Source organism: Okibacterium endophyticum, assembly GCF_054780075.1.
The window spans coordinates 146,905-167,157 of record NZ_BAAGXA010000012.1; the positions used below are offsets into that span (position 1 = coordinate 146,905).

The 20,253-nt window shown below is 67.1% G+C and carries 18 protein-coding genes; 10 read left to right on the top strand and 8 right to left on the bottom strand.

The genetic code is table 11. The annotated features are described in order from the left end of the window. The first annotated feature begins 80 nt into the window (after positions 1-80). Entirely contained in the window at positions 81-2,252 is a 2,172-nt protein-coding gene (locus tag ACYVF5_RS14775; protein ID WP_460947751.1) for an arylsulfatase, read from the top strand. Between the two features lie 70 nt (positions 2,253-2,322). Here ACYVF5_RS14775 and ACYVF5_RS14780 read toward each other — a convergent pair whose 3' ends face one another. Genes ACYVF5_RS14780 through ACYVF5_RS14795 form a run of 4 tightly spaced genes read right to left on the bottom strand, consistent with a single transcriptional unit; the run spans position 2,323 to position 6,394 of the window. After that, positions 2,323-3,141 (bottom strand): SDR family oxidoreductase, encoded by an 819-nt coding sequence (locus ACYVF5_RS14780; protein ID WP_460947753.1) that lies wholly within the window; start codon positions 3,139-3,141, stop codon positions 2,323-2,325. Positions 3,142-3,143: 2 nt separating this feature from the next. Beyond that, on the bottom strand, positions 3,144-4,193 hold the full coding sequence (locus ACYVF5_RS14785) for a maleylacetate reductase (protein WP_460947755.1): 1,050 nt from the start codon (positions 4,191-4,193) through the stop codon (positions 3,144-3,146). Between the two features lie 9 nt (positions 4,194-4,202). Next, positions 4,203-5,198, bottom strand: coding sequence for an alpha/beta fold hydrolase (locus tag ACYVF5_RS14790; protein WP_460947757.1), 996 nt, complete (start codon positions 5,196-5,198; stop codon positions 4,203-4,205). After that, positions 5,195-6,394, bottom strand: coding sequence for an FAD-dependent oxidoreductase (locus tag ACYVF5_RS14795; RefSeq protein ID WP_460947759.1), 1,200 nt, complete (start codon positions 6,392-6,394; stop codon positions 5,195-5,197). The genes ACYVF5_RS14790 and ACYVF5_RS14795 overlap by 4 nt, the downstream gene beginning before the upstream one ends. A gap of 132 nt (positions 6,395-6,526) precedes the next feature. Between ACYVF5_RS14795 and ACYVF5_RS14800 the strand changes: the two genes are divergently transcribed. Genes ACYVF5_RS14800 through ACYVF5_RS14815 form a run of 4 tightly spaced genes read left to right on the top strand, consistent with a single transcriptional unit; the run spans position 6,527 to position 11,206 of the window. Further along, positions 6,527-7,423: a dioxygenase family protein gene (locus tag ACYVF5_RS14800; RefSeq protein ID WP_460947761.1), complete on the top strand. Its 897-nt coding sequence runs from the start codon at positions 6,527-6,529 to the stop codon at positions 7,421-7,423. Continuing rightward, entirely contained in the window at positions 7,420-8,925 is a 1,506-nt protein-coding gene (locus ACYVF5_RS14805; protein ID WP_460947763.1) for an FAD-binding oxidoreductase, read from the top strand. Before ACYVF5_RS14800 ends, ACYVF5_RS14805 begins: the two co-directional genes overlap by 4 nt. A gap of 56 nt (positions 8,926-8,981) precedes the next feature. Continuing rightward, positions 8,982-10,403, top strand: coding sequence for a hypothetical protein (locus ACYVF5_RS14810; RefSeq protein ID WP_460947765.1), 1,422 nt, complete (start codon positions 8,982-8,984; stop codon positions 10,401-10,403). Between the two features lie 14 nt (positions 10,404-10,417). Beyond that, positions 10,418-11,206 carry an SDR family NAD(P)-dependent oxidoreductase gene (locus tag ACYVF5_RS14815; RefSeq protein ID WP_460947767.1) on the top strand — a complete coding sequence of 263 codons (789 nt, stop codon included), beginning with the start codon at positions 10,418-10,420 and terminating at the stop codon, positions 11,204-11,206. Between the two features lie 120 nt (positions 11,207-11,326). On the opposite strand, the gene ACYVF5_RS14820 is transcribed toward ACYVF5_RS14815, so the two are convergent. Together ACYVF5_RS14820 and ACYVF5_RS14825 are read right to left on the bottom strand one after the other, a co-directional pair. Then, entirely contained in the window at positions 11,327-12,115 is a 789-nt protein-coding gene (locus ACYVF5_RS14820; protein ID WP_460947769.1) for an SDR family oxidoreductase, read from the bottom strand. Beyond that, the gene (locus tag ACYVF5_RS14825) at positions 12,112-13,032 is read right to left on the bottom strand and encodes an NAD(P)-dependent oxidoreductase (RefSeq protein ID WP_460947771.1); all 921 of its coding nucleotides are present in this window, start codon (positions 13,030-13,032) and stop codon (positions 12,112-12,114) included. Before ACYVF5_RS14825 ends, ACYVF5_RS14820 begins: the two co-directional genes overlap by 4 nt. Positions 13,033-13,147: 115 nt before the next feature. Between ACYVF5_RS14825 and ACYVF5_RS14830 the strand changes: the two genes are divergently transcribed. The 5 genes from ACYVF5_RS14830 (at position 13,148) to ACYVF5_RS14850 (ending at position 18,567) form a co-directional block, all read left to right on the top strand. Next, positions 13,148-14,308, top strand: coding sequence for a serine hydrolase domain-containing protein (locus tag ACYVF5_RS14830; RefSeq protein WP_460947773.1), 1,161 nt, complete (start codon positions 13,148-13,150; stop codon positions 14,306-14,308). 20 nt (positions 14,309-14,328) lie between these two features. Beyond that, positions 14,329-15,951, top strand: a complete 1,623-nt coding sequence (locus ACYVF5_RS14835) for an FAD-binding oxidoreductase (RefSeq protein ID WP_460947775.1) — start codon at positions 14,329-14,331, stop codon at positions 15,949-15,951. After that, a complete protein-coding gene (locus tag ACYVF5_RS14840; protein ID WP_460947777.1) occupies positions 15,944-17,266 on the top strand; it encodes a glycine cleavage T C-terminal barrel domain-containing protein in 1,323 nt (440 codons plus the stop codon). The genes ACYVF5_RS14835 and ACYVF5_RS14840 overlap by 8 nt, the downstream gene beginning before the upstream one ends. Before the next feature lie 43 nt (positions 17,267-17,309). Further along, positions 17,310-17,903: a TetR/AcrR family transcriptional regulator gene (locus ACYVF5_RS14845; RefSeq protein WP_460947778.1), complete on the top strand. Its 594-nt coding sequence runs from the start codon at positions 17,310-17,312 to the stop codon at positions 17,901-17,903. Positions 17,904-17,982: 79 nt separating this feature from the next. Next, entirely contained in the window at positions 17,983-18,567 is a 585-nt protein-coding gene (locus ACYVF5_RS14850) for a TetR/AcrR family transcriptional regulator (protein WP_460947780.1), read from the top strand. A 107-nt stretch (positions 18,568-18,674) separates the two neighbouring features. On the opposite strand, the gene ACYVF5_RS14855 is transcribed toward ACYVF5_RS14850, so the two are convergent. Continuing rightward, a complete protein-coding gene (locus ACYVF5_RS14855) occupies positions 18,675-19,370 on the bottom strand; it encodes an SDR family oxidoreductase (RefSeq protein WP_460947782.1) in 696 nt (231 codons plus the stop codon). 251 nt (positions 19,371-19,621) lie between these two features. Then, the gene (locus ACYVF5_RS14860) at positions 19,622-20,221 is read right to left on the bottom strand and encodes a hypothetical protein (RefSeq protein WP_460947784.1); all 600 of its coding nucleotides are present in this window, start codon (positions 20,219-20,221) and stop codon (positions 19,622-19,624) included. Positions 20,222-20,253: the final 32 nt, after the last annotated feature.

Below are 20,253 nucleotides of genomic sequence, written 5' to 3' on the forward strand. Positions count from 1 at the left end.
AGTATCATGTTACCCTGGCGGAGAGATGGTGCCGCGTTGTGGCGTATGCATCGTGACCACAGAGCTGTGAGAGGTGGACCGTGGACTTTCCGAGTCTTCGTTTCTCGGATTCCGAGCCGATGCGGGCGCCGCTCTCAGAGAGCAGCGGCGGGCGCCCGAATGTCATCGTCGTTTTGTTCGACGACCTCGGGTTCGCTGACTTCGGCTGTTTCGGCTCGCAGATCCGGACTCCGAACATCGATCGGCTCGCGCGCGAGGGACTGCGGTACAACTCCTTCCACGTGACCGCACTGTGCTCGCCGACACGCGCGAGCCTGCTGAGCGGACGCAATCACCATTCGGTCGAGATGGGCATGCTAGCCAACATTCCACTGCAGTTCGACGGCTACACCAGCCGAATCCCCGAGGACGCCGCGCTTCTGCCGCGCGTGATGCGCGACGCGGGCTACGCCACCTACGCCGTCGGAAAGTGGCACCTCGCGCCCGACGACGAGGTGTCTCCGGCCGGTCCACTCGACAGGTGGCCGCTCGGCGCAGGCTTCGAGCGCTTCTACGGATTCCTCGGCGGGCAGACGAGTCAGTGGCACCCCGACCTCGTGAGAGACAACTCCTTCGTCGAGCCGCCGCGAGGGCCGGAGCAGGGGTACCACCTCACCGAGGACCTCACCGACGCTGCTCTCTCGTACCTGGTGGATCTCGAGAACTCCGACCCGACGCGTCCCTTTTTTCTCTACTTCGCTCCGGGAGCCGTCCATTGGCCGCTCCACGTTCCAGAGGAGTGGGTGGCCGGGTACCGTGGCGCGTTCGACCGAGGGTGGGACGAGCTGCGCGCAGAGAATCTGCGACGCCAGATAGACGAGGGCATCGTTCCGCCTGACACCGCACTCACGGAGCGGCCGGCGTGGATTCCCGCCTGGGACAGTCTCGACGACGACGCGCGGGCGAAGGCCACACGGCTGATGGAGGTCTATGCCGGTTTCCTGACGCATACGGACGCCCAGCTGGGCAGGCTTCTCGCGCACCTCGACGCGACCGGCCACGCCGAAGACACAATGGTGCTCGTGATGTCGGACAACGGCGCGAGCCCCGACGGCGGGCCAGACGGCAGGGTCAATATCGCCCACGACTTCAAGGTGGGCTACGAGCCCGACGATGTCGTATACGAGCTCGATGACCTGGGCGGCCCGAGGAGCTACCCGCAGTATCAGTGGGGCTGGACGGCGGCATCGAACTCTCCGTTCCATCTGTGGAAACACTTCACCTGGCTCGGCGGTGTGCGAGCGCCGCTGATCGCGCGCTGGCCGGGCGGGATCGCCCCGGAGCAACGCGGACAGGTGCGCGATCAGTTCCTCCATGCCATCGACATCAGGTCGACCATCCTGGATGCCGCGTCGATAGCCGAGCCAGAGGCCGTCGCCGGCGTGACGCAACAAGCCATTCACGGTGAGACCGCTCTCGCGACCTTCGCGTCTGCCGACACGTCGACGCGCAGCACCCAGTACTTCGAGATCATGGGATCTCGGGCGCTCTATCACGACGGCTGGATCGCTGTCACCGACCATGTGACCGGGACGGCCCAATCGGAACAGGACCTCGTCACGGGCAGCCAGGACCTCGATCAGGATCGCTGGTCGCTCTATGACCTGCGGAACGACTTCTCGCAGAGCATCGATCGGGCCGGCGAGGAACCGGCGCGGCTGCGCCGCCTGGTCGATATGTGGTGGCACGAGGCCGGCCGCTACGGCGTGCTGCCTCTGATGGAACGGCCGGGCGAGATCTTTCCGTACGCGCTTATGAGGCCAGCCCCGCCCCAGGGGGAGCCGGTGAGGCTTCGCCCCGGTGGTTCGCGAATCCCTTCGCCATTGCTCGCAACCGGGTTCCGGCTGCGGGTCGAGGTGAAGATCGGGAGCGATCACGCCGATGAGCAGTGGGTGTGGCAGGACGGGCCGGCGGGAGGATGGAGCCTCGGGCTCGCCGGGAGGCGGGTCTTCTGGACGATGGCCACCGACCTCACCGGCTCTGAGATGACCGCGATGGATGTGAACGCGCTGCCCGCGGGCGCTCATGTCATCGAGGCGGAGCTGGGAGTGGACGGGGATGCCGCGCAGCTGCGGCTCCATGTCGACGGTTCTCCTGTGGCATCGGCGATTGCGGACAAAAAGACGGTGTCTCGTCTGCTGCGCTCCCGTCTGGGTCAGGCCATCCGGATCGGCGAGGCAGCGAAAGACGGGGTGGCGCTCACCAGACTGTGAGGCCGCACGGCCCTGCCGCCGTCATCTCGGCGATTTCGCCCATCGGTGATCTCGCCGCTCCATGCCGCGATCAAGCCGGGAGGCCCGGCGGGTATTTGTCGAACGCAGCCCGCGTCGCTGCCTGGCGCGCCTCGAGCATGGGCCACCACTCGGGGTGAGTGAGCGCGAGGAAGTCGTTGTTCTGAACCGCCCGTGCCACGATGCGTCCGGCTTCACGCGGGTCGATCCAGCGCAGACCCTGCGCCTGTTCCGAGGCCTCCAGGTCGACGTCCGACAGATTGCCCACCTGGCCGTCTGGGCGGTGCTTCAGGCTCTCTCGGATGTTGGTGCGCACCGGACCGGGAAGCATCACGGTGACCTTGACGTCGGACCCCTCGGACTCGAGCTCAGCCGCCAGGACCTCTGAAAGCCCCAGAACCCCCATCTTCGACGCCACGTACGGACCGAGTCCTTCGAGGGGAAGGAAGGCTGCCATCGAGGCGGTGTTGACGATGTGGCCGCCGTCGGCGTTCGACCGCAGGGAGGGGAGGAAGGCGTGCACGCCGTTGATCACCCCGAACAGGTTCACGTCGATGATCCACCGCCAGTCGTCGAGGGTGAGGTCGGCGATCCGCCCATCGGGTCCGACTCCCGCGTTGTTGACGACGACGTCGACCCGGCCGTGCTGCTCGACCACAGACGTCGCGAGTTGCGTCATCGCGTCGCCGTCCGAGACGTCGAGGCCCACTCCGGTCGCGCCGATCTCGGAGGCGACATCACGGGCGCGATCACCGTCGATGTCTGCGACGATCACCGTGGCGCCGAGCGCGACGAACTCCTCGGCGATTCCCCGTCCGATGCCGGAGGCGCCTCCCGTCACGACGGCGATCTTGTTGTGCAGCGAGGTCATATCTACTCCTTTGATGGTCCGAAGGCCGCGTGAACGATCTGCTCGACGTCTTCGGGAGTCACGGTTCGCGGATTCGCGATGGGCAGGCGGGCGGCAACGACGTCGACCGCCTCGTTGATCTGATCTTCCCTCAGGCCGATCTCGCGGAGCGTGCGGGGCGCATCCACGGCCGTATAGAGGGCGGCGAGCCCTTCGCTCGCGGTGGCGCTGCCCAGCGCTGCAGCCACTCGTGATACGGCATCCGGTGCGGCTTCTGCGTTGAACGCCACAACGTGAGGGAGCACAACGGCGTGAAGCGGCGCGTGGGGCAGATCGAAGGCTCCGCCCAGGGCGTGGCAGATCGTGTGGTGAAGGCCTGATCCGGCGCTGGCGAACGACAGCCCGGCGAGGAACGCGCCGTACAGAAGCTGCTCGCGGGCAATCGCGGCGTCGTCGCCCCGCGAGCGGAGGCCACGCGCAAGGCCCTGCAGGCCCTCGGTCGCGATGGCAGCCACCACCGGGTTGGAGCGCGGCGTCCAGTAGGCCTCCACACAGTGCGCCACCGCGTTCAACGCCGAGGCGACCGCGATCGAGTCCGGCAGCTCCGCGAGCAGATCCGGGTCGTAGACGACTGCACGGGGCAGCACGCGGATGTCGGTGCCGGTCTCCTTGCGGAGGCCGGTGGTCATCCCCCAGACCGGGGTCACCTCAGAGCCGGCGTAGGTCGTCGGCACGGCCACAAGAGGCAGGCCGGAGGTGAGGGCGACGGCTTTGGCGGTTCCGGTGGTCGATCCCCCGCCGATCGAAAGGATGCCGTCCGCGCCGGATTCGACGGCTGCGAGCCGAGCGGCAGCCGCCGTCTCGGCCGGAACGTGCTGGCGTATCGCCGTGAAGACGGCGGCGGGGGCCAGGCGGTCGGCGAGAAGGTCGTGCGCACGCCGCTTCTCGCGTTCGGTGGTGATGACGAGGGGCCGGGAGATCGCCAGCTCGCCGAGAGCGGTGGCGATGTTCCTGCCTGCCTCACCGGCTCCGAAGAATGCCCTGAGCGGGAGGGACTCGTAGAGGAATCGCATGTCGTCGCCTCAGCCGTTCCCGGTGATCCAGTCGATGATCGGGCGCACTGCCCGGTCGGAGTTCGCCTCGAGCATCGGACCGTGGCCGTTCCCGAGGACTCCGTGATCCTGCAGTCGCAGCAGCTCGGCCGTCGCGCCGCCGCGACGCAGGAACCCCACGATGGAGGCGCCGGCCTCAGACAGCGGCGAGGCAGGCGCAGTGACCACGGCGACGGGCAGCCCTGCCAGGCCGGGGATGCTCCAGCGCCGGTTCTCGTCCTGCAAGATCGAAGGGTCATCCGTCTTCGGCTCGGTCAGGATCCGGCTCGCGGTCAGCCCCCACGACAGAGCGCCGACACCCGGCACTTCGACGAACGGCGGTCCCATCGGCTCGACGGCGACGATGGCGCGGACGACGCCGGGACGGCGGTTCGCCGCGTGCCAGCCTGCCGGCGCCCCGAGCGAGTGTGTGACCAGGATGGCGGGGCCGGTGATGTCGAGAAGCTGGGCGAGCCGCTCCCCGTCCAGATCGTCGGCGGCGGCGAGGTCGGCCGGCAGCGATCCGCTGCTGGCTGTGAGCTGCTGGACCTCGGGGCCGTCCGGGGAGCGATCCCACGGCCATTGGGTCTGTGTCGGGGCGAAGGGCGGCGGGGCGAAGACGCCTATCGTCGACTCGTAGCCGCTCGGAACGCCAACGGCGCCCGCTGCCGCAGCCGGTTGGCGCGGCGAGCGACCGTAGCCGGGACGGTCTACGAGATAGACCGCGAAACCCGCCTCGACGAACCGATCGGCCCAACCGGGCCTGCCGTCGGCGGTGCGCTTCCAGTCGGTGGCTTGACCACCGCCCCCGTGCACCAGGACCAGCGGATACGGGTGGCTCCGCTCGACGGGGGCCTCCCACTCGACGTGCATGGGTGCGTGCTGCAGGGTTCCGAACTCGGTCACGACCGGGTCTCCGGGAATCCAGAACGAGCCGCGCCTGATGGTGATCGGAGCCACGCCGGACTCGTGCGGACGCGCGGTCACGATGTCGCCCCGGCGAAGGAGGGCGAGCGCACCTGGTCGAGGCCGGTCAGGAAGGCCCGCTGCGACTCCAGCGTTCTGGCGGCCTCGCGGAAGGGCTGGAGCTGCTGGTCACGGACGGCGGAGTCTGCGGTGTCATAGACAAGGGTCTTGAAGTAGCTTGCGTTCGGAGAGGACACCTCGGAGAAGACCCGGGAGCGCTCCGCGGCATAGCGGGCGAGCAGCTCGAGCCCGGCCGAGCCGCGCAGTATCAGGCCGAGAGCCTCGCTCAGCAGGAAGCAGTCGTAGAGACCGGTGGTCAGGCCGAGCCCGCCCGTGGGGTTGGTCAGGTGCGCGGCGTCGCCGGCGAGCACCACGTGACCCTCGTGCAGCGAGCTCGCGAGACGCTGGTGCATGCGGTACGGGCGGAAGTCGACGACCTCGACCTCGGCGCCGGGTCCAAGCAGCCGGTCGAAATGGTTCTGGATGCGATCGGCTACGGTCTCCTCTGGCAGGGTCTCCGGTTCCTGATAGGTGCAGCGCCACAGGCCGTCCGGGGTGATCTGGGCGACGATGCAGCCGATCTCGGGATCGACCACCATGTTCGACGAACGGTAGCCGCGGCTCCGGAAGTCGTAGCGCACATTCGTGGCTACAAAGCGTTCGCTCCAGGTGGTGCCCTCCAGAGTGGCGCCGATGAGGGAGCGCACGGCACTGCGCCCGCCGTCCGCTCCCACGAGGAAGCGGGCCTGAAGCACGTGGACTTCGCCCTCTCGGCTGTACTCGACGCTCACGCCCTCATCGGTGTCGGTCAATCCGACGACCTCCGCGCCCGTCACCACGTGTGCGTTCTCGAAGCCCGAGAGCTGATCGAGCACGATGCGGCAGTATTCGCCCTGCCCCAGGTTCACGTTGAACGGGTAGGGATCGACGCCGTCCAAAGCGGTGTTCGGCACCGAGATGAGCTCCCCGGTGTCGCGCACGTGCAGGTTGAGGCCCTCTCTGTCGCGCACACCGCGCTCGAGCATGTCCGGCAGCAGGCCGAGTGCGTCGAGATCGCCGAGCAGCGGATGGAGGTAGACCATCGCCCGCGGCGACATGTTCAGCTCGAGGTCGCGCTCGAGCACGGTGACGGTGAAGCCGTCACGTGCCAGTGCGAGAGCGAGGGTGAGGCCCACAGGGCCCGCTCCGGCAATCACCACATCGGTTCTGGTCGCCACCGTATCTCCTTCGATCGGGCGGATCGTCGTCGGCTCCGCTATCCGCAGTGTACAAGACTACAATCTAGTCGCTACACTCATGTCAAGCGAGATGTGATTTTTCGTGATTCAAAGGCGAACGGGAGGGATCCGATGACGGGCCCAGACGGCGACGACCAGGAGCGTGCACTCCGCACCGTGACGGATCAGGTCCTCGCGAGTTTCGCGGGGACGCCAGACGAGCGGCTCCGCACGATCCTCACCGCCCTGACCGAGCACCTGCACGCCTTTGTGAAAGAGGTGAGTCTCACCGAGGAGGAGTGGGACGCGGCGATCGCGTTCCTCACCCAGGTCGGGAACATCACCGACGACAAGAGGCAGGAGTTCATCCTGCTCTCAGACGTGCTCGGCATCTCGATGCTCACGATCGGGGTCAACAACGCCTTTGTGCCCGGTGCGACCGAATCGACTGTGTTCGGCCCCTTCTTCGCCGACGACGCTCCGTTCGTCCCGAACGGCGGCGACATCGCGGGCGGGGCGAGCGGCGAACCGTGCTGGGTCGAGGGCCGGGTGACGGATGTGGACGGCCGGCCGATCGCGGGGGCCAGGATCGAGGTGTGGGAGGCCGACGACGACGGGCACTACGACGTTCAATACGCCGACGGCCGCACGGCCGGCCGCGCCCATCTCTATTCGGCCGCTGACGGGAGCTACCGGTTCTGGGGTGTGACGCCCACCCCGTACCCCATCCCCGCCGACGGCCCCGTCGGCCGCCTCCTCGAGCTCACCGGCCGCACACCCATGCGCGCTCCGCACCTCCACTTCATGGTGACGGCAGAGGGTCACCGCCGCCTCGTCACCCACATCTTCGTCGCAGGCGACCCGCACCTCGAGACCGATTCGGTCTTCGGGGTCAAGCCGTCGCTCATCAAGGAGTTCGTGCGCCAACCCGCATCCGCCGACACCCCGGACGGCCGCGTGGTCGACGGGAGCTGGAGCCGCGCCACCTTCGACATCGTGCTGATCCCCGAACGAAAGAACCAGCCATGACCACATCCGTGACAAGCCCATTCACCCTCAGCCCCGAGGTGACCGCCCTCTTCGCCGACGCACTCGGCGCCGATGCGGTCATCACCAATCCCGATGCGCTTCGGGAGTATCGCGATCCGTACAGCTATCGCGAGTCCGCCGACTTCGACGCCGCCGCCGTTGTGCTTCCCACCACCACCGAGCAGGTGCAGGCCGTCGTGCGCATCGCGAACGAGCACGGCATTCACCTGTGGACGATCGGGCAGGGACGCAACAACACCTACGGCGGCCCGGCTCCCCGCGTGCGCGGCTCGGTCATCGTGAGCCTGCGCGCCATGAACAAGGTGCTCGAGGTCAACGAGCAGCTGGCCTACGCCGTCGTCGAACCGGGTGTGCGCTGGTTCGACCTGCACGACGAGCTCGAGGCGCGCGGCGGCGCGCTGTGGTCCTCCATCCCCGACCTCGGCTGGGGGAGCGTGGTCGGCAACTCGCTCGACTACGGCATCGGCTACTCACCCAACGGCGACCACGCGAGTCAGCTCTGCGGCATGGAGATCGTGCTCGCGAACGGCGAGGTCATGCGCACCGGACTCGGCGCGCGCGAGGGCAATGAGAACTGGCACACCTACCCGCACGCCTTCGGCCCCGATGTCGAAGGGCTGTTCACGCAATCGAACTTCGGCATCATCACGCGGGTCGGCGTGTGGCTGCTCCCGCGCCCGCACACCTATGCGTCGTGCTCCGTGCGGTTCAGTGGATTCGAGCGTCTCGGCGCCGTCGTCGACGTGATGCACAGCCTGATGCTCGAAGGCGTCATCACCAACCTGCCCATGTTCATGCGTGGGCTCGAGGTCGACGAGAACGGCGACACCGTCATCGTTCCGGGAAGCGACGGCTGGAGCGCCCGCTTCGCGCTCTACGGTCGTCCGGCCCTGATCGACGCCGCCTACGACGTCATCACCGAGGCGTTCGCGTCGGTCGAGGGAGCGGATGTCGTGCGCAAGGACTTCGCCGGAGCCGACCACGACGGCCCGTCGAACCACGACGAACGAGTGCAGCGAGGCATCCCCGACATGGATCTGCTCGACCCGCGCATGCTGCCGTTCGGCGAGAACACGGCACACCTCGACCTCTCGCCGATCGGCACCGCCACCGGAAGCGACGCGGTGCGCCTCCAGCAGCTTATGCGCGACCTCTACGCCGATCACGGGAGGTTCTCGGTGGGCGGCATCCTGTTGAGCCGGCGCTATGCGCTGCACATCTCCACCACCTTCTACGACCCTCGAGAAAAGGACGACACCGAAGCGGTCTTCCGGTCATACGGCCAGATGGTCGACAGCCTCGCCGACGCCGGCTACGTGCCCTACCGCACCAACCTCCAGAACATGGACCACGTCGCATCGAAGTTCGACTTCGGCGACGGCGCCCTGCTGCGCTTCGTCGAACGGCTCAAAGACGCCGTCGATCCCAACGGGATCCTCGCGCCCGGCAAATCCGGGATCTGGCCCGCCTCGTTTCGCTGAACCCCGACATCCAGGCACTACCCGCTCCACCCCGACTCGACGATGAGAGGAACACCATGACAGACACAACCGAGGCCACTTCACCCGCCGCCTCCGACCCGAACCAGAAGGTATGGCCACAGTCCCCGTGGGTGCCCTACGACGAACGCGTGGTGCTCTACAGCCTCGAGCACTGGGAGTTCGGCGGTGTGGCCCAGGCGTGGGAGTACACCGGATGGCGCGACGAGACGCTCTCGTGGAAGAAGACCGCCTACATCCACGGGCATCTGAACCCCTCGCCGACGGCACGCATCTCGGGCCCAGACGCCCTCGAGTTCCTGCAGGGCGTCTGCGTCAACAGCTTCCAGGCGTTCCAGGTCGGCGCCGCCAGACACGCCGTCATGACCGACGACGCCGGACGGGTGGCCGCCCACGGCATGCTCGTGCGTGTCGCCGAGGAGGAATTCCTCGCCTACTGGCTCTCGCCGTACCTCAACTTCCGGCAGCTGCAGCGTCCAGACCTGGACGTCACGGTAGACGACCTGACGGGCCAGGTCTTCCTGTTCCAGATCGGGGGTCCCAAGTCACTTGAGATCCTCGAGGACGCTGCGCACGAGAATCTGCACGACGTGAAGTTCCTGCGCACCAGGCTCACCGAGATCGCCGGAGAAGAGGTGCGGATCCTGCGGATCGGAATGGCCGGAACGCTCTCCTACGAGATCCACGGCCCGATCGAGGTCGCTCAGAAGGTGTACCAGGCGATCTATGACGCCGGCCTCCCGTACGGCATCCGGAAGCTCGGCGTTCAGGCCTACATGTGCAACCACACCGAGAGCGGCTTCGGGCAGGCGTACCACCACATGCCGTTGCCCTGGGGCACCGAGGACCCGGCGCTGCATCAGTTCATGCTCGCCATCGGCTTCGACGCCACGGCGAACATCAGGTACACCGGCAGCGCAGGCCAGGATCTCGCCCGTCGCTACCGCAGCCCGTATGACCTCGGCTGGGGGCACCTGGTCAACTTCAACCACGACTTCCCGGGCAAGGCGGCCCTCGAGAAGGAGGCGGCCGAGAACAGGACCACCATGGTGACCCTCGTCTGGAACGCCGATGACATCGGAGACCTCTTTATGTCCCAGTTCCGGGAAGACGAGAACTACACGCCGATGCCCTTCCCCAACGACTTCAGCTATCAACCCGGCGAGCTCAACAAGGGGCAGGTGCTGCGCGCCGACAAGGTGCTGGTGAACGGCGAAGACGTCGGCACCTCGTCTGGTCGCACCTTCACCGAGTGGACGAGGGAGATGCTCTCGCTCGCCACCATCGACACCCGCTTCGCCGCCGAGGACACCGAGGTCGTTGTGCTCTGGGGAGACGAGGGAACGCCGCAGAAGGAGATCAGGGCCAGGGTGGCGCGATTCCCCTATCTCATCGACCCGGTGCGCAACGAGCACTTCGACGTGTCGACCATCCCCAGCACATACCCGCCCCACGAGTGAGTAAGCAGGCACACATGAACACCACATTCGACTACTCAGGCAAAACCGTTCTGGTGACCGGAGGGGGGTCGGGCATCGGGCGCGCGAGCGCCAGCGCGTTCGCCCGCAGCGGCGCGACGGTCGTCGTGGCCGACATCTCGCAGACCGGAGGGCAGGAGACCGTCGACCTGATCACCGCCGCCGACGGCGCCGCCGAGTTCCGCCCCGTCGACGTCGCCGACGAGAACAGTGTGATCGCACTGGTCGACGGCATCGTCGCCGATCACGGGCGGCTCGACATCGCGCACAACAACGCCGGGATCGAGGCGCGGAACGTGCCGATGGCGGAACTGACCTCGGAGGAGTGGCGCCGGGTCATCGACATCGATCTCACCTCCGTCTTCTACTGCATGAAAGCAGAGATCCTGCACATGAAAGAGAGAGGTGGCGGGGCGATCGTCAACACCGCATCGGCGTCAGGCCTGATCGGCGGCTACACACTCGCCTGCTACACCGCTGCCAAGCACGGCGTCGTCGGGTTGACCAAGGCTGCGGCGATGGACTACGCCGCTCACGGCATCCGCATCAACGCCATCTGCCCGGGCCCCATCGACACCCCGTTCATCGCGGATCTTCCCCAGGTGGCGATCGACCGCCTGCTGCTGGCCACCCCGATCGGGCGTCTCGGCAAACCGGAGGAGATGGCGCAGGCGGTGCTGTGGCTGTGCTCGGACTCGGCGTCGTACATGCTGGGAACCCCGTTGCAGGTCGACGGCGGTGTGGCGCTCGGCGGCACGGGGACCCAGTTCGCCGACCTGTTCTGATCGGCCGCTCGACGTCCTGTGCGATCGGGCAGGCGTTCGGATGCTCCTCGACGGCCGGGCGCCGCAGAACCGGTGGAGCGGCGATCGCCTTCCCGACGCGGTGGGCGCCGGCGCGCCGCCTCAGGCGCCGAAGGCGCGCCGATGCTCGGCGTAGCGTTCCTCCACCCGCGGCCAGAGCTGCGGATGGGTGATCGCATAGGGCGCGTCGTTCTCGATCGCCTCGCGCACGATCCGGCCGCTCTCGCGGGGGGTGATCATGATCCGGCGGGCGGCCGCGCTCGGCTCGAAGCGGGTGAGGCCCGTCGCGGGCTGCGGGTCGCGGTGGCGCATGCTGTCGGCGATCGCCGTGTCGACCGGGCCGGGAGCGAGCACTGTGGCGTGCACTCGCGACCCGGATTCGAGGAGTTCCCTCTGCAGCACCTCGGTCAACGCCGAGACACCCGCCTTCGTCACCGCATAACCTCCGAGCCCCGGCATCGGGGCGAATGCCGACATCGACGATGTGTTGACCAGATGGCCGCCATGCGGATTCGACTCGAGCAGGGGCAGGAAGACCGTCACGCCGTGGATGACGCCGAACAGGTTCACGTCGATCAGCCAGCGCCAGTCAGCGATCGTCATCTGTGCGAGGTCGCCGCTCGGCCCCACCCCCGCGTTGTTCACAACGATGTCGACCCGCCCGTGCTGTTCGAGCACCGTGTCGGCCAGCCGCTCGACGCTCGCGAGCTCTGCCACGTCGACGTGTGCCGCGGTGGCGCCGATCTCGCGGGCGGTCGCCGCGGCCTTCTCGAGCGAGATGTCCGCTACGACCACTGACGCGCCGGTCGCGGCGAGCTCTTCGGCTATGCCGCGCCCGATTCCGGATGCCGCACCGGTCACCACAGCCACTGAGCCCCGCACGCGTGTCATGACGCTGCCGTCCCGCTCGCGCGCAGCCATCGTGCGATCTCGGTGTGGTCGGCCGCCGCGTCGAGATCGTCGACGGCACGTCCCCAGAGGCGCACGATCTCGTCGCCGAGCGTCGAGGGGAGTTCCACCGAACGGGCGAGCTCGGTGGCGATGCGGGTGTCCTTGAGCATCAGGCGTGCCGCGAAGCCGGAGTCGTAGCTGCCGGTGAGGATGAACGCCGGCCACTTCACCTCGCTCGAGCCGCTCCTGGCGCTCGAGCTGTTGAACACGGCGAGGGCCGCCTCGGCGCTGATGCCCACGCGCTCCGCGATCAGCACGGCCTCGCTGGTGAGCCAGAGGTGGCCGGCCGATACGAGATTGTTGAGCGCCTTGATCGCGTCGCCGGCCCCGATGGGCCCGACGTGGTGCACGGTGCCGACCAGCTCGAGCACCGGCCGCACGCGGTCGACGTCGGCCTGCTCACCCCCGGTCATGATCGTGAGGGTGCCGGCGACAGCCCCACGAACGCCGCCCGAGACCGGTGCATCGACGTAGCGCACACCGCGCTCGGCGAGCCGAGCAGCCTGACGTTGCGTCTCGGCCGGGTCGGAGGATCCCATGTCGACGACCGTCGCGCCCGGTGCGAGCGCCCCGGCTGCGTCGAGCCGGTCGAGCACCGAATCGACGACGAGCGAGTTCGGCAGCATCAGGACGACGATGTCGGCGCCCCGCGCGGCGAGCGCGGCGTCTGAGGCAGGCGTGCCGCCCGCCGCCCGCAGTCGGTCACACGCCGCGGTGTCGAGATCGAAGCCGTTCACGGGCAGGCCGGCCCGGAGCCAGTGCTCGGCCATGGGGGCGCCCATGTGGCCGAGCCCGATCACGGCGAGCGTCGGGCTGGGCTGCGGCCCGCGATCCGGTGTGTGCTCTGGACTGCTCACGTTCTTCTCCTTCGAATTGACGTCTGGTCAAGAGATTAGCCCAGAATCTTGCTTTTTTGAGTGTAACTATTGAAAATAGGATGATTCGCTCGAACAAAGAAGTGGAGCACCATCCATGCACACCCATTCCGGGTTCGATTCCTCTCGTCTCGATCGCCTCCGCGAGGTCGTCGAGGCCGACATCGCCGGCGGCCGCTACTACGGCGCGTCGATCAAAGTGGCCCGCGGCGGCGTTCTCGCCCTCGACCTCGCGCTCGGCCACGACACGGCATCGCCGCAGGAGGGCAGGCCGATCGCACCGGACACCGTGTTCTCGGTCCTCTCCGTGACCAAGGCCTTCATCAACGTGCTCGTCCTCCGCGCCGTTGATCTCGGGCGGGTCTCGCTCACGGCGCGGATCACCGACTACATCGAGGAGTACCGCGGCGAACCGCGCGAACGAGCGACCATTCTGCACCTCCTCACCCACACCACCGGCGTTCCGGCCATGTGGGAGATGCGGCCTGAGCAGTACTTCGACGACCTCGACGAGATCCTCGACACCGTCGTGCGGTTCGCCCTCGGGTCGAACGAGCCCGGCGAGCGATGCGACTACTCGCCGATGGCCAACCATGTGCTTCTCGCCGCGGTGCTCTGCCGGGTCGACCCGCAGCGGCGCCGTATCGGGCAGATCCTGCGCGAGGATCTGTTCGAACCGCTCGGCATGCACGACACCGGCCTCGGCATCGCGCCCCACATGAAGCCCAGGCACGCGTTCCCCGACATGCGCGGGATCGTTCCCGTGAAAGCGCTCTCGAGGAGCGCACCGGGCGACAACGGTCTGTACGCAGCCGAGACGAATGAGGCGGCGTGGATGGGGGGCGCCTCGACCACGGGCGATCTGTTCCGGCTGGCCGAGATGCTCCGCCGGGGCGGGGAACTGGGCGGAACCCGCATCCTTTCGCCACGCATCATCGCCCTCGCCCGCCAGAATCGCACGGGCGACATGCCCAACGAGCTGTACAAGGCGGTGGCGCTCCGCGCCGGCTACGCGCCGCCCCCCGCATACATCGGGCTCGGCTTCAGCGTTCGAGGAGACCGCATCGTCGACCACCAGTTCGGCACGCTCACCTCGCCGGAGACCTTCGGCAACTATGGGGCAGGCAGCTCGCTCTTCTGGATCGACCCTGAGCTCGACGTCACCTTTGTGATGCTCAGCGCTGGCCTTCTGCCCCAGGCCGACAACATCCGCCGCTTCCAGCAGCTCTCCGACCTCGTCGTCGGCGCTGCCCTCTGACCACCCGAAAGGACCATACGATGACAGACTCCCGCATCAGCGAGGACGCACAGCGGCACAGCCTCACTCTGCCAGACGACCTGATCGAGCGGCTCACCGCCGTCGTCGGTCAGCCCGGTATCGAGACCGAGCGCGCGCGGATCGACGAGTTCAAAGATCCGTTCTGGATCGCGGGAGACGACACATACGCGGCGTCCGCGGTCGTTCAGCCCACCTCCACCGAACAGGTGCAGGAGATCATGCGCATCGCGAACGAGTTCCTCGTGCCCGTATGGCCTCACTCGCAGGGGCGCAACAACGGCTACGGGGGACCGTCTCCCCGAGTGGCAGGTTCCATCCAGATCGGCTTCCGGCGGATGAACCGTGTGCTCGAGATCAACGAGGAGCTCGCCTACGCGGTGGTCGAGCCGGGTGTGCGCTGGTTCGACCTGCACGCCGCACTCGAAGAGCAGGCGCCCGGGCTCACCCACTCCGTGCCGGACATCGGCTGGGGCAGCCTGATCGGCAACTCGATGGATTCCGGCATCACCTACATGCCATACGGCGCCGACTACATGTTCCCCTGTGGCATGGAGGTCGTGCTCCCCGACGGCGAGCTGCTCCGAACGGGGCATGGCGCCCTTCCCGGGGGCAAGTCGTGGCACGTGTACAAGCGCTCGCTCGGGCCCACCCTCGACCCGCTGTTCGTGCAGTCGAACCTCGGGATCGTCACCAAGATGGGTGTGTGGCTCACGCGCAAGCCCGAGGCCTACGCGCCCCTTCTGATGTCGATCGCCGACGACGCCGACCTGGCTCCGGCGATCGACACCATCCGCGAGCTGCGTCTCGCCGGACACCTCGAGGGGGTGCCAACCCTCTATCCGACGCTGCGTGCAGCCGTGATGCTGACCGACGACCCGGTGGTGCCGGCTCGTCGTCAGCTCACCCCAGAGGACTACCGCGAGATCGGCGAGCGCACCGGCGTGGGCGCGTGGGCGCTCCGCGCAGCGGTCTGGGGCGATCGCGACATGGTCGAGATGAAGATCCGCAAGATCCGCACAGCCTGGGAGAAGATCCCGTCCGCGCGTTTCACGCCGAACCGGATCTACGCACCCGAGGAGTACGGCGAGATCACTCTCGCGCACGAGAAGATCCAGGCGGGCATTCCCACGTTGAAGGCCGTTGAACTCACGCCAGACCATGTCGGCCACGTCGGCTTCTCGCCGGTGGTGCCGATGGACGGCGAGCAGGTGCGATTCGTCGTCGATGAGCTGCGCACGCGCATCCTGGCCCGCGGCCTCAACTTCTCCGGCGGCATCATGGTCACCGGCGAGCGTTCGGCCGTGATCGTCTGCGGAATGCAGTTCGACCACACAGACCCCGGCAGCGTTCGCAACGCGATGGAGCTGGCCAAATCGCTGGTGACCGAGATCGGAGCGCTCGGCTATGGCGAGTACCGCGCGCACCTGGAGTTCATGGACCTCGCGGCCGAACAGTATTCCTTCAACGACCACGCCTACCGTCGCTTCGTCGAGACGATCAAAGATTCCGTCGACCCGAACGGGATCCTCTCGCCCGGCCGTCATGGCATCTGGCCGTCTGCCTACCGTGCGAGCGACACGCCGCACAGCCGCCGCCGACCGAAAGGGAACCCACATGCCTGAATCGCCGATCCGACACGTCCCCACCGTTCCATACGACCCATTCATTCCGCGCTACTCGGCCTTCGGAGGCTTCTACGAGCCCTTCGAGTTCTCGGGCTGGGTCGACGAAAGCATGTCGTGGAAGGAGAACTGCTACATCGGCGACTGGTCGCCCATGACGAAGATGCGTATCACGGGTCCGGACGCGGTGCGCTTCTTCTCCGACCACACCGTCAACAGCTATAAGGCGTTCGATGTCGGCCAGGCCAAGCACGCCGTCTTCTGCAACGCCAACGGCAACATCATGGGCGAGGGCATCCTGATGCGCATCTCGGAGGACACCCTCCACCTCACCAGCGGTTTCGCTGTCCCGTGGGCCTTCTACCTGCTCGAACAGGGCGGCTACGACGTCGTTGCGGACGACGTCACGGAGAAATACACGATCCAGCAGGTCCAGGGGCCGAACGCGCTGGCCCTGCTGGAGGAGGTCACGGGGGAGGATCTTCGCGACATCCGGTTCATGCACTTTCGCACGGCCTCGATCGACGGCATGGAGTTCGAGATCCTGAGGCAGGGGATGGCGGGAGAGATCGGCTACGAACTGCACGGCGACTGGGACGAGGGCGCCGCCGTCTACCAGCGCATCTGGGAGGCCGGGCAGAAGCACGGCATCCGCCGGCTCGGCGGGCGCACGAAGCTCGTGAACCATATCGAGGCCTGCTTTCCGACCCCCACGATCGATTTCGTGCCGGCGTGGTTCGACGATGGAGTCGAGGGGTTCCTCGAGTGGGTTCAGGGCAACTCGTGGCGACCCGTCGAGTTCTTCCGCACCCACAGCGGCAGCGTCGTCTCCTCCGACGGGAAGGCTCTGTTCCGCAATCCCGTCGAACTCGGCTGGGGCAGAAGCGTGAAGTTCGACCACCCGTTCCTCGGCGACGAGGCGCTTCGCGCCGTGGTGGAGTCCGCGAGTCGCACAATCCGCACTCTCGTATGGGACTCTGGCGACGTCGTCGACATCGTCGCATCGCTCTTCGAGAAGGACGAGACGCCGTTCAAACCGTTCGAATGGCCGAGGTCGATGCTCGGCAACGTCATCGCCGACCGGGTTCTGGTGGACGGGGACGAGATCGGACACACGACTTCTCGTGCCTACAGCTACTACTTTCGCGAGATGATCTCGCTCGCGGTGATCGATGTGGAGCACGCCGCGATCGGCACCCGCGTCGAGGTACTGTGGGGCGACCCTGGCCAGCGGCAGAAGGTGGTGCGAGCCACCGTCGCGCCCGCTCCTTATAAAGAAGACAAGCGCAAGACCGACGTGAGGGCCCTCACCTGAGCAGACGTCGAGTGCCTTCCGGTGGTGCGCTACATTGAGTCAGATGGAAGAGGGCGTGTCGAAGCGTGGCCGGGGGCGCCCCAAGGCCTCCGATCCCACGACGATCAGCGACGTGGCATTCGAGCTCTTCCGGGCCAACGGTTACGGCCGGACCACGATGACCGACATCGCCGAAGCCGTTGGCATCAGCGCGCCGACGCTCTTTCGGTACTTTCCGTCGAAGCCGTCGATCCTGTGGAACACCTACGCCGACAACGTGGAGCGTTTCCGGGAACTGCTGCTCCTATCCGATCCCGGTCTTTCTGCCGTCGACGCCGTTTTCGACGCCTACCGCGCGATGCTCGCCGAGCAGCGGTCGAGACTGCATCTGATCAAGTCGCGTGTCGCCCTCGTCGCAGGTGAGCCGAACGAGGTCGCCGCGACCTGGGAGAACTACGGCGAGTGGATCGAGAGCGTCAGCCTGTTCATCGCACGGCGGTCTCCGAATCCCGATGCGTCGCCTGAAGATCTCGAAGCGAGGGTTCTCGGCGGCATGATCTGGTCGGGTCTCTGGGGCGCGATCGTCTTCTGGGCGCTGAGCGACGAAGACACGCCAGATGCCATCCTCGCTCGGGCTCGTGCACTCATCCAGCTCTGATGCAGAGGCCTCCGCGCGCGCGTCCACCCTGCATGAGGTCTGTCTATTGAGTTGACACGTGTTCAGGTAGTGTCGGTGCATGGCTACCGAACAGCGTCCGACACTGCGCCAGGAGCAGCAGGCGGCCACACGTCAGCGTCTGCTGCAGGCGGCCCGCGAGGCATTCATCGAGTTGGGTTTCGCGGCGACGACCGTCGAGCGCATCGTGGCAGACGCGAACACCAGCCGCGCGACGTTCTACCTCCACTTCACGAACAAGACGGAGGCGTTGCTCGCGACCTGGCGGGAGTACGACCTGCCCGAGGTGGACCAGCTCTTTCGCAGCTTCGACGATGCGGCCGACTTCTCTGTGGCGGCGACGCGGGCCTGGCTGGGTGACGTCGTCGGATACTGGGAGAACCACGGCCGCATCGGCCGCACGGCTCTGCAGGCGCTGTCGCTCAAGCCGGAGCTGGACTCGGTGTGGCTGTCGGGCATGGCCGACATCGTCGACGACATGCGGAACTATCGCTCTGCCTTCGACGACGACGACCTGGCGCGGGCCATCGTGCTCACCAACGTCATCGAACTCGAACGCGTGCTCTACTTCTGGTCGAATGACGGCCTTCCGTGCAGCCGGCACACGCTTATCGCGGCGCTGGCCCGCAACTGGGTGGTCGCCTGACCCGGGAACGGAGGCGCTGAGGCACGGTGGCACGGTGGCGCGGTGGCGCTGCGGTCGAGGCGATGCTCTGTCGGAGCGGTTTGTTCTGCGGTGAGCTCAGAGCTCTCTCACTCGTCGCCCGGGCCAGGCCGCACAGCGAGATCCACGATCTCGGCGTCGCGGGGCAGATCGATGGCGGTGAGGATGCTCGTGGCCACGGAGTCCGGATCGATGAATCGGGTGGGATCATACGTGCGTCCCTCTTGCCTGTGCACCTTCTCTTGCATCGGAGTGGCCGTGCGGCCGGGGAAGACGCTTGTGACACGGATGCCGTTGTCGCGCTCTTCGTGCCTCAGGGCATCCGCCAGCGCTTTCAGTCCGTGTTTCGACGCCGCATAGGCGGACCAGTCGGCGTTGGCGCGCAGTCCAGCGCCGGAGTTCACGAACAGCACGTGCCCGCGCGAGGCCCTGAGTCGGGGGAGCAGCAGACGGGTGAGCTCGGCAGGTGAGACGAGGTTCGCGGTGAGCTGGCTCGTCCAGGCGGCAAGGGGCAGCTCTCCGACCGGACCGAGTTCGACCACGCCCGCGATGTGCAGAAGCGTGTCGACCTGCCGCGGGTCGTCCTCCGCGATGGTGTCCGCAAGCCTCTCTGGGCGCGCGAGATCGCCGACGATCACCGAAGCGCCGGCGAACTCGGCTGTGAGCTCTTCTGCCCTGTTCCGGTCGCGCGCGATGAGCACAACTGCATCGCCGCGGTCGAGAAGCCTGTGGGCGACAGCTGAGCCGATTCCGGAACCGGCGCCGGTGATCACGTGGGTAGTCATACATTCATGATCGCAGCACGCCCGACCGAATGTCGGTATACCCCGATGAGCCCCGGTTGTCGGGCTCGTCGAGACAACGCCTGCCGGATTGAGAGCTTTCGGCGGTTTCGGCCCGGAACACGGGTGCAGGCGGGCCGGGGAACACCGGGCCAGAACACGGGTCTGTGCGAGTTTCAGCGGTAGTCATAAGCGCTCATCCTCAGCGGCCGCCGACGGCCACCCGCCGCTTGACGCGATCAGGGCCGACGCGATCAGGGCCAGAGGGTGGCGTAGATCCCGTCGGTGACGTCGTCGATGCTGCCGACGGTTCCGGCCCACCACGTGGTGACCCACCACCCGTCGCGAAAGAAGTACTGTTCGCTGATCGACCAGCCTTCGGTGTCGCCATCCATGGGGAACGAGTAGCGGCAGAGGGTTCCCCCGTTCCAGTCCTCGCACGTTCCGCCGAGCGATTGGATGACGCCGATCGCCTGCTCCTGAACGTCTGCGGGCACCTCGTCGAGGGCGCTCGCCGTGCCGCCCTCAGTGGCGAGGCCCCACCGGCAGTCGAGGCCGTTCAGCGGTTCGCGAAGCGCCTCGACCTCGGGCACTCGCGACAACCCGCCCTGCATCACGCTGGGATCGTTCAATTCCATCTGGCCGTAGGTTGCGAGGAACTCCTCGTCGTAGATCGCATAGCAGTCGGCGGGCAACGCCCGTGCCGTTGGGGGTGTGCTGGGTTCTGGGGAAGACGCGGTCGGGGTGGGCGATGACGTCGTGCTCGGAGTACCACTGCCGGTGTCAGAGGCGCAGCCGGTCAACACGAGTGCGAGAGCGGCCAGCGGAACGAGTGGTGCGAAAGCAGTGCGCATGTGTGTGACCCCCCCAGAGACGTGTGTCGCAC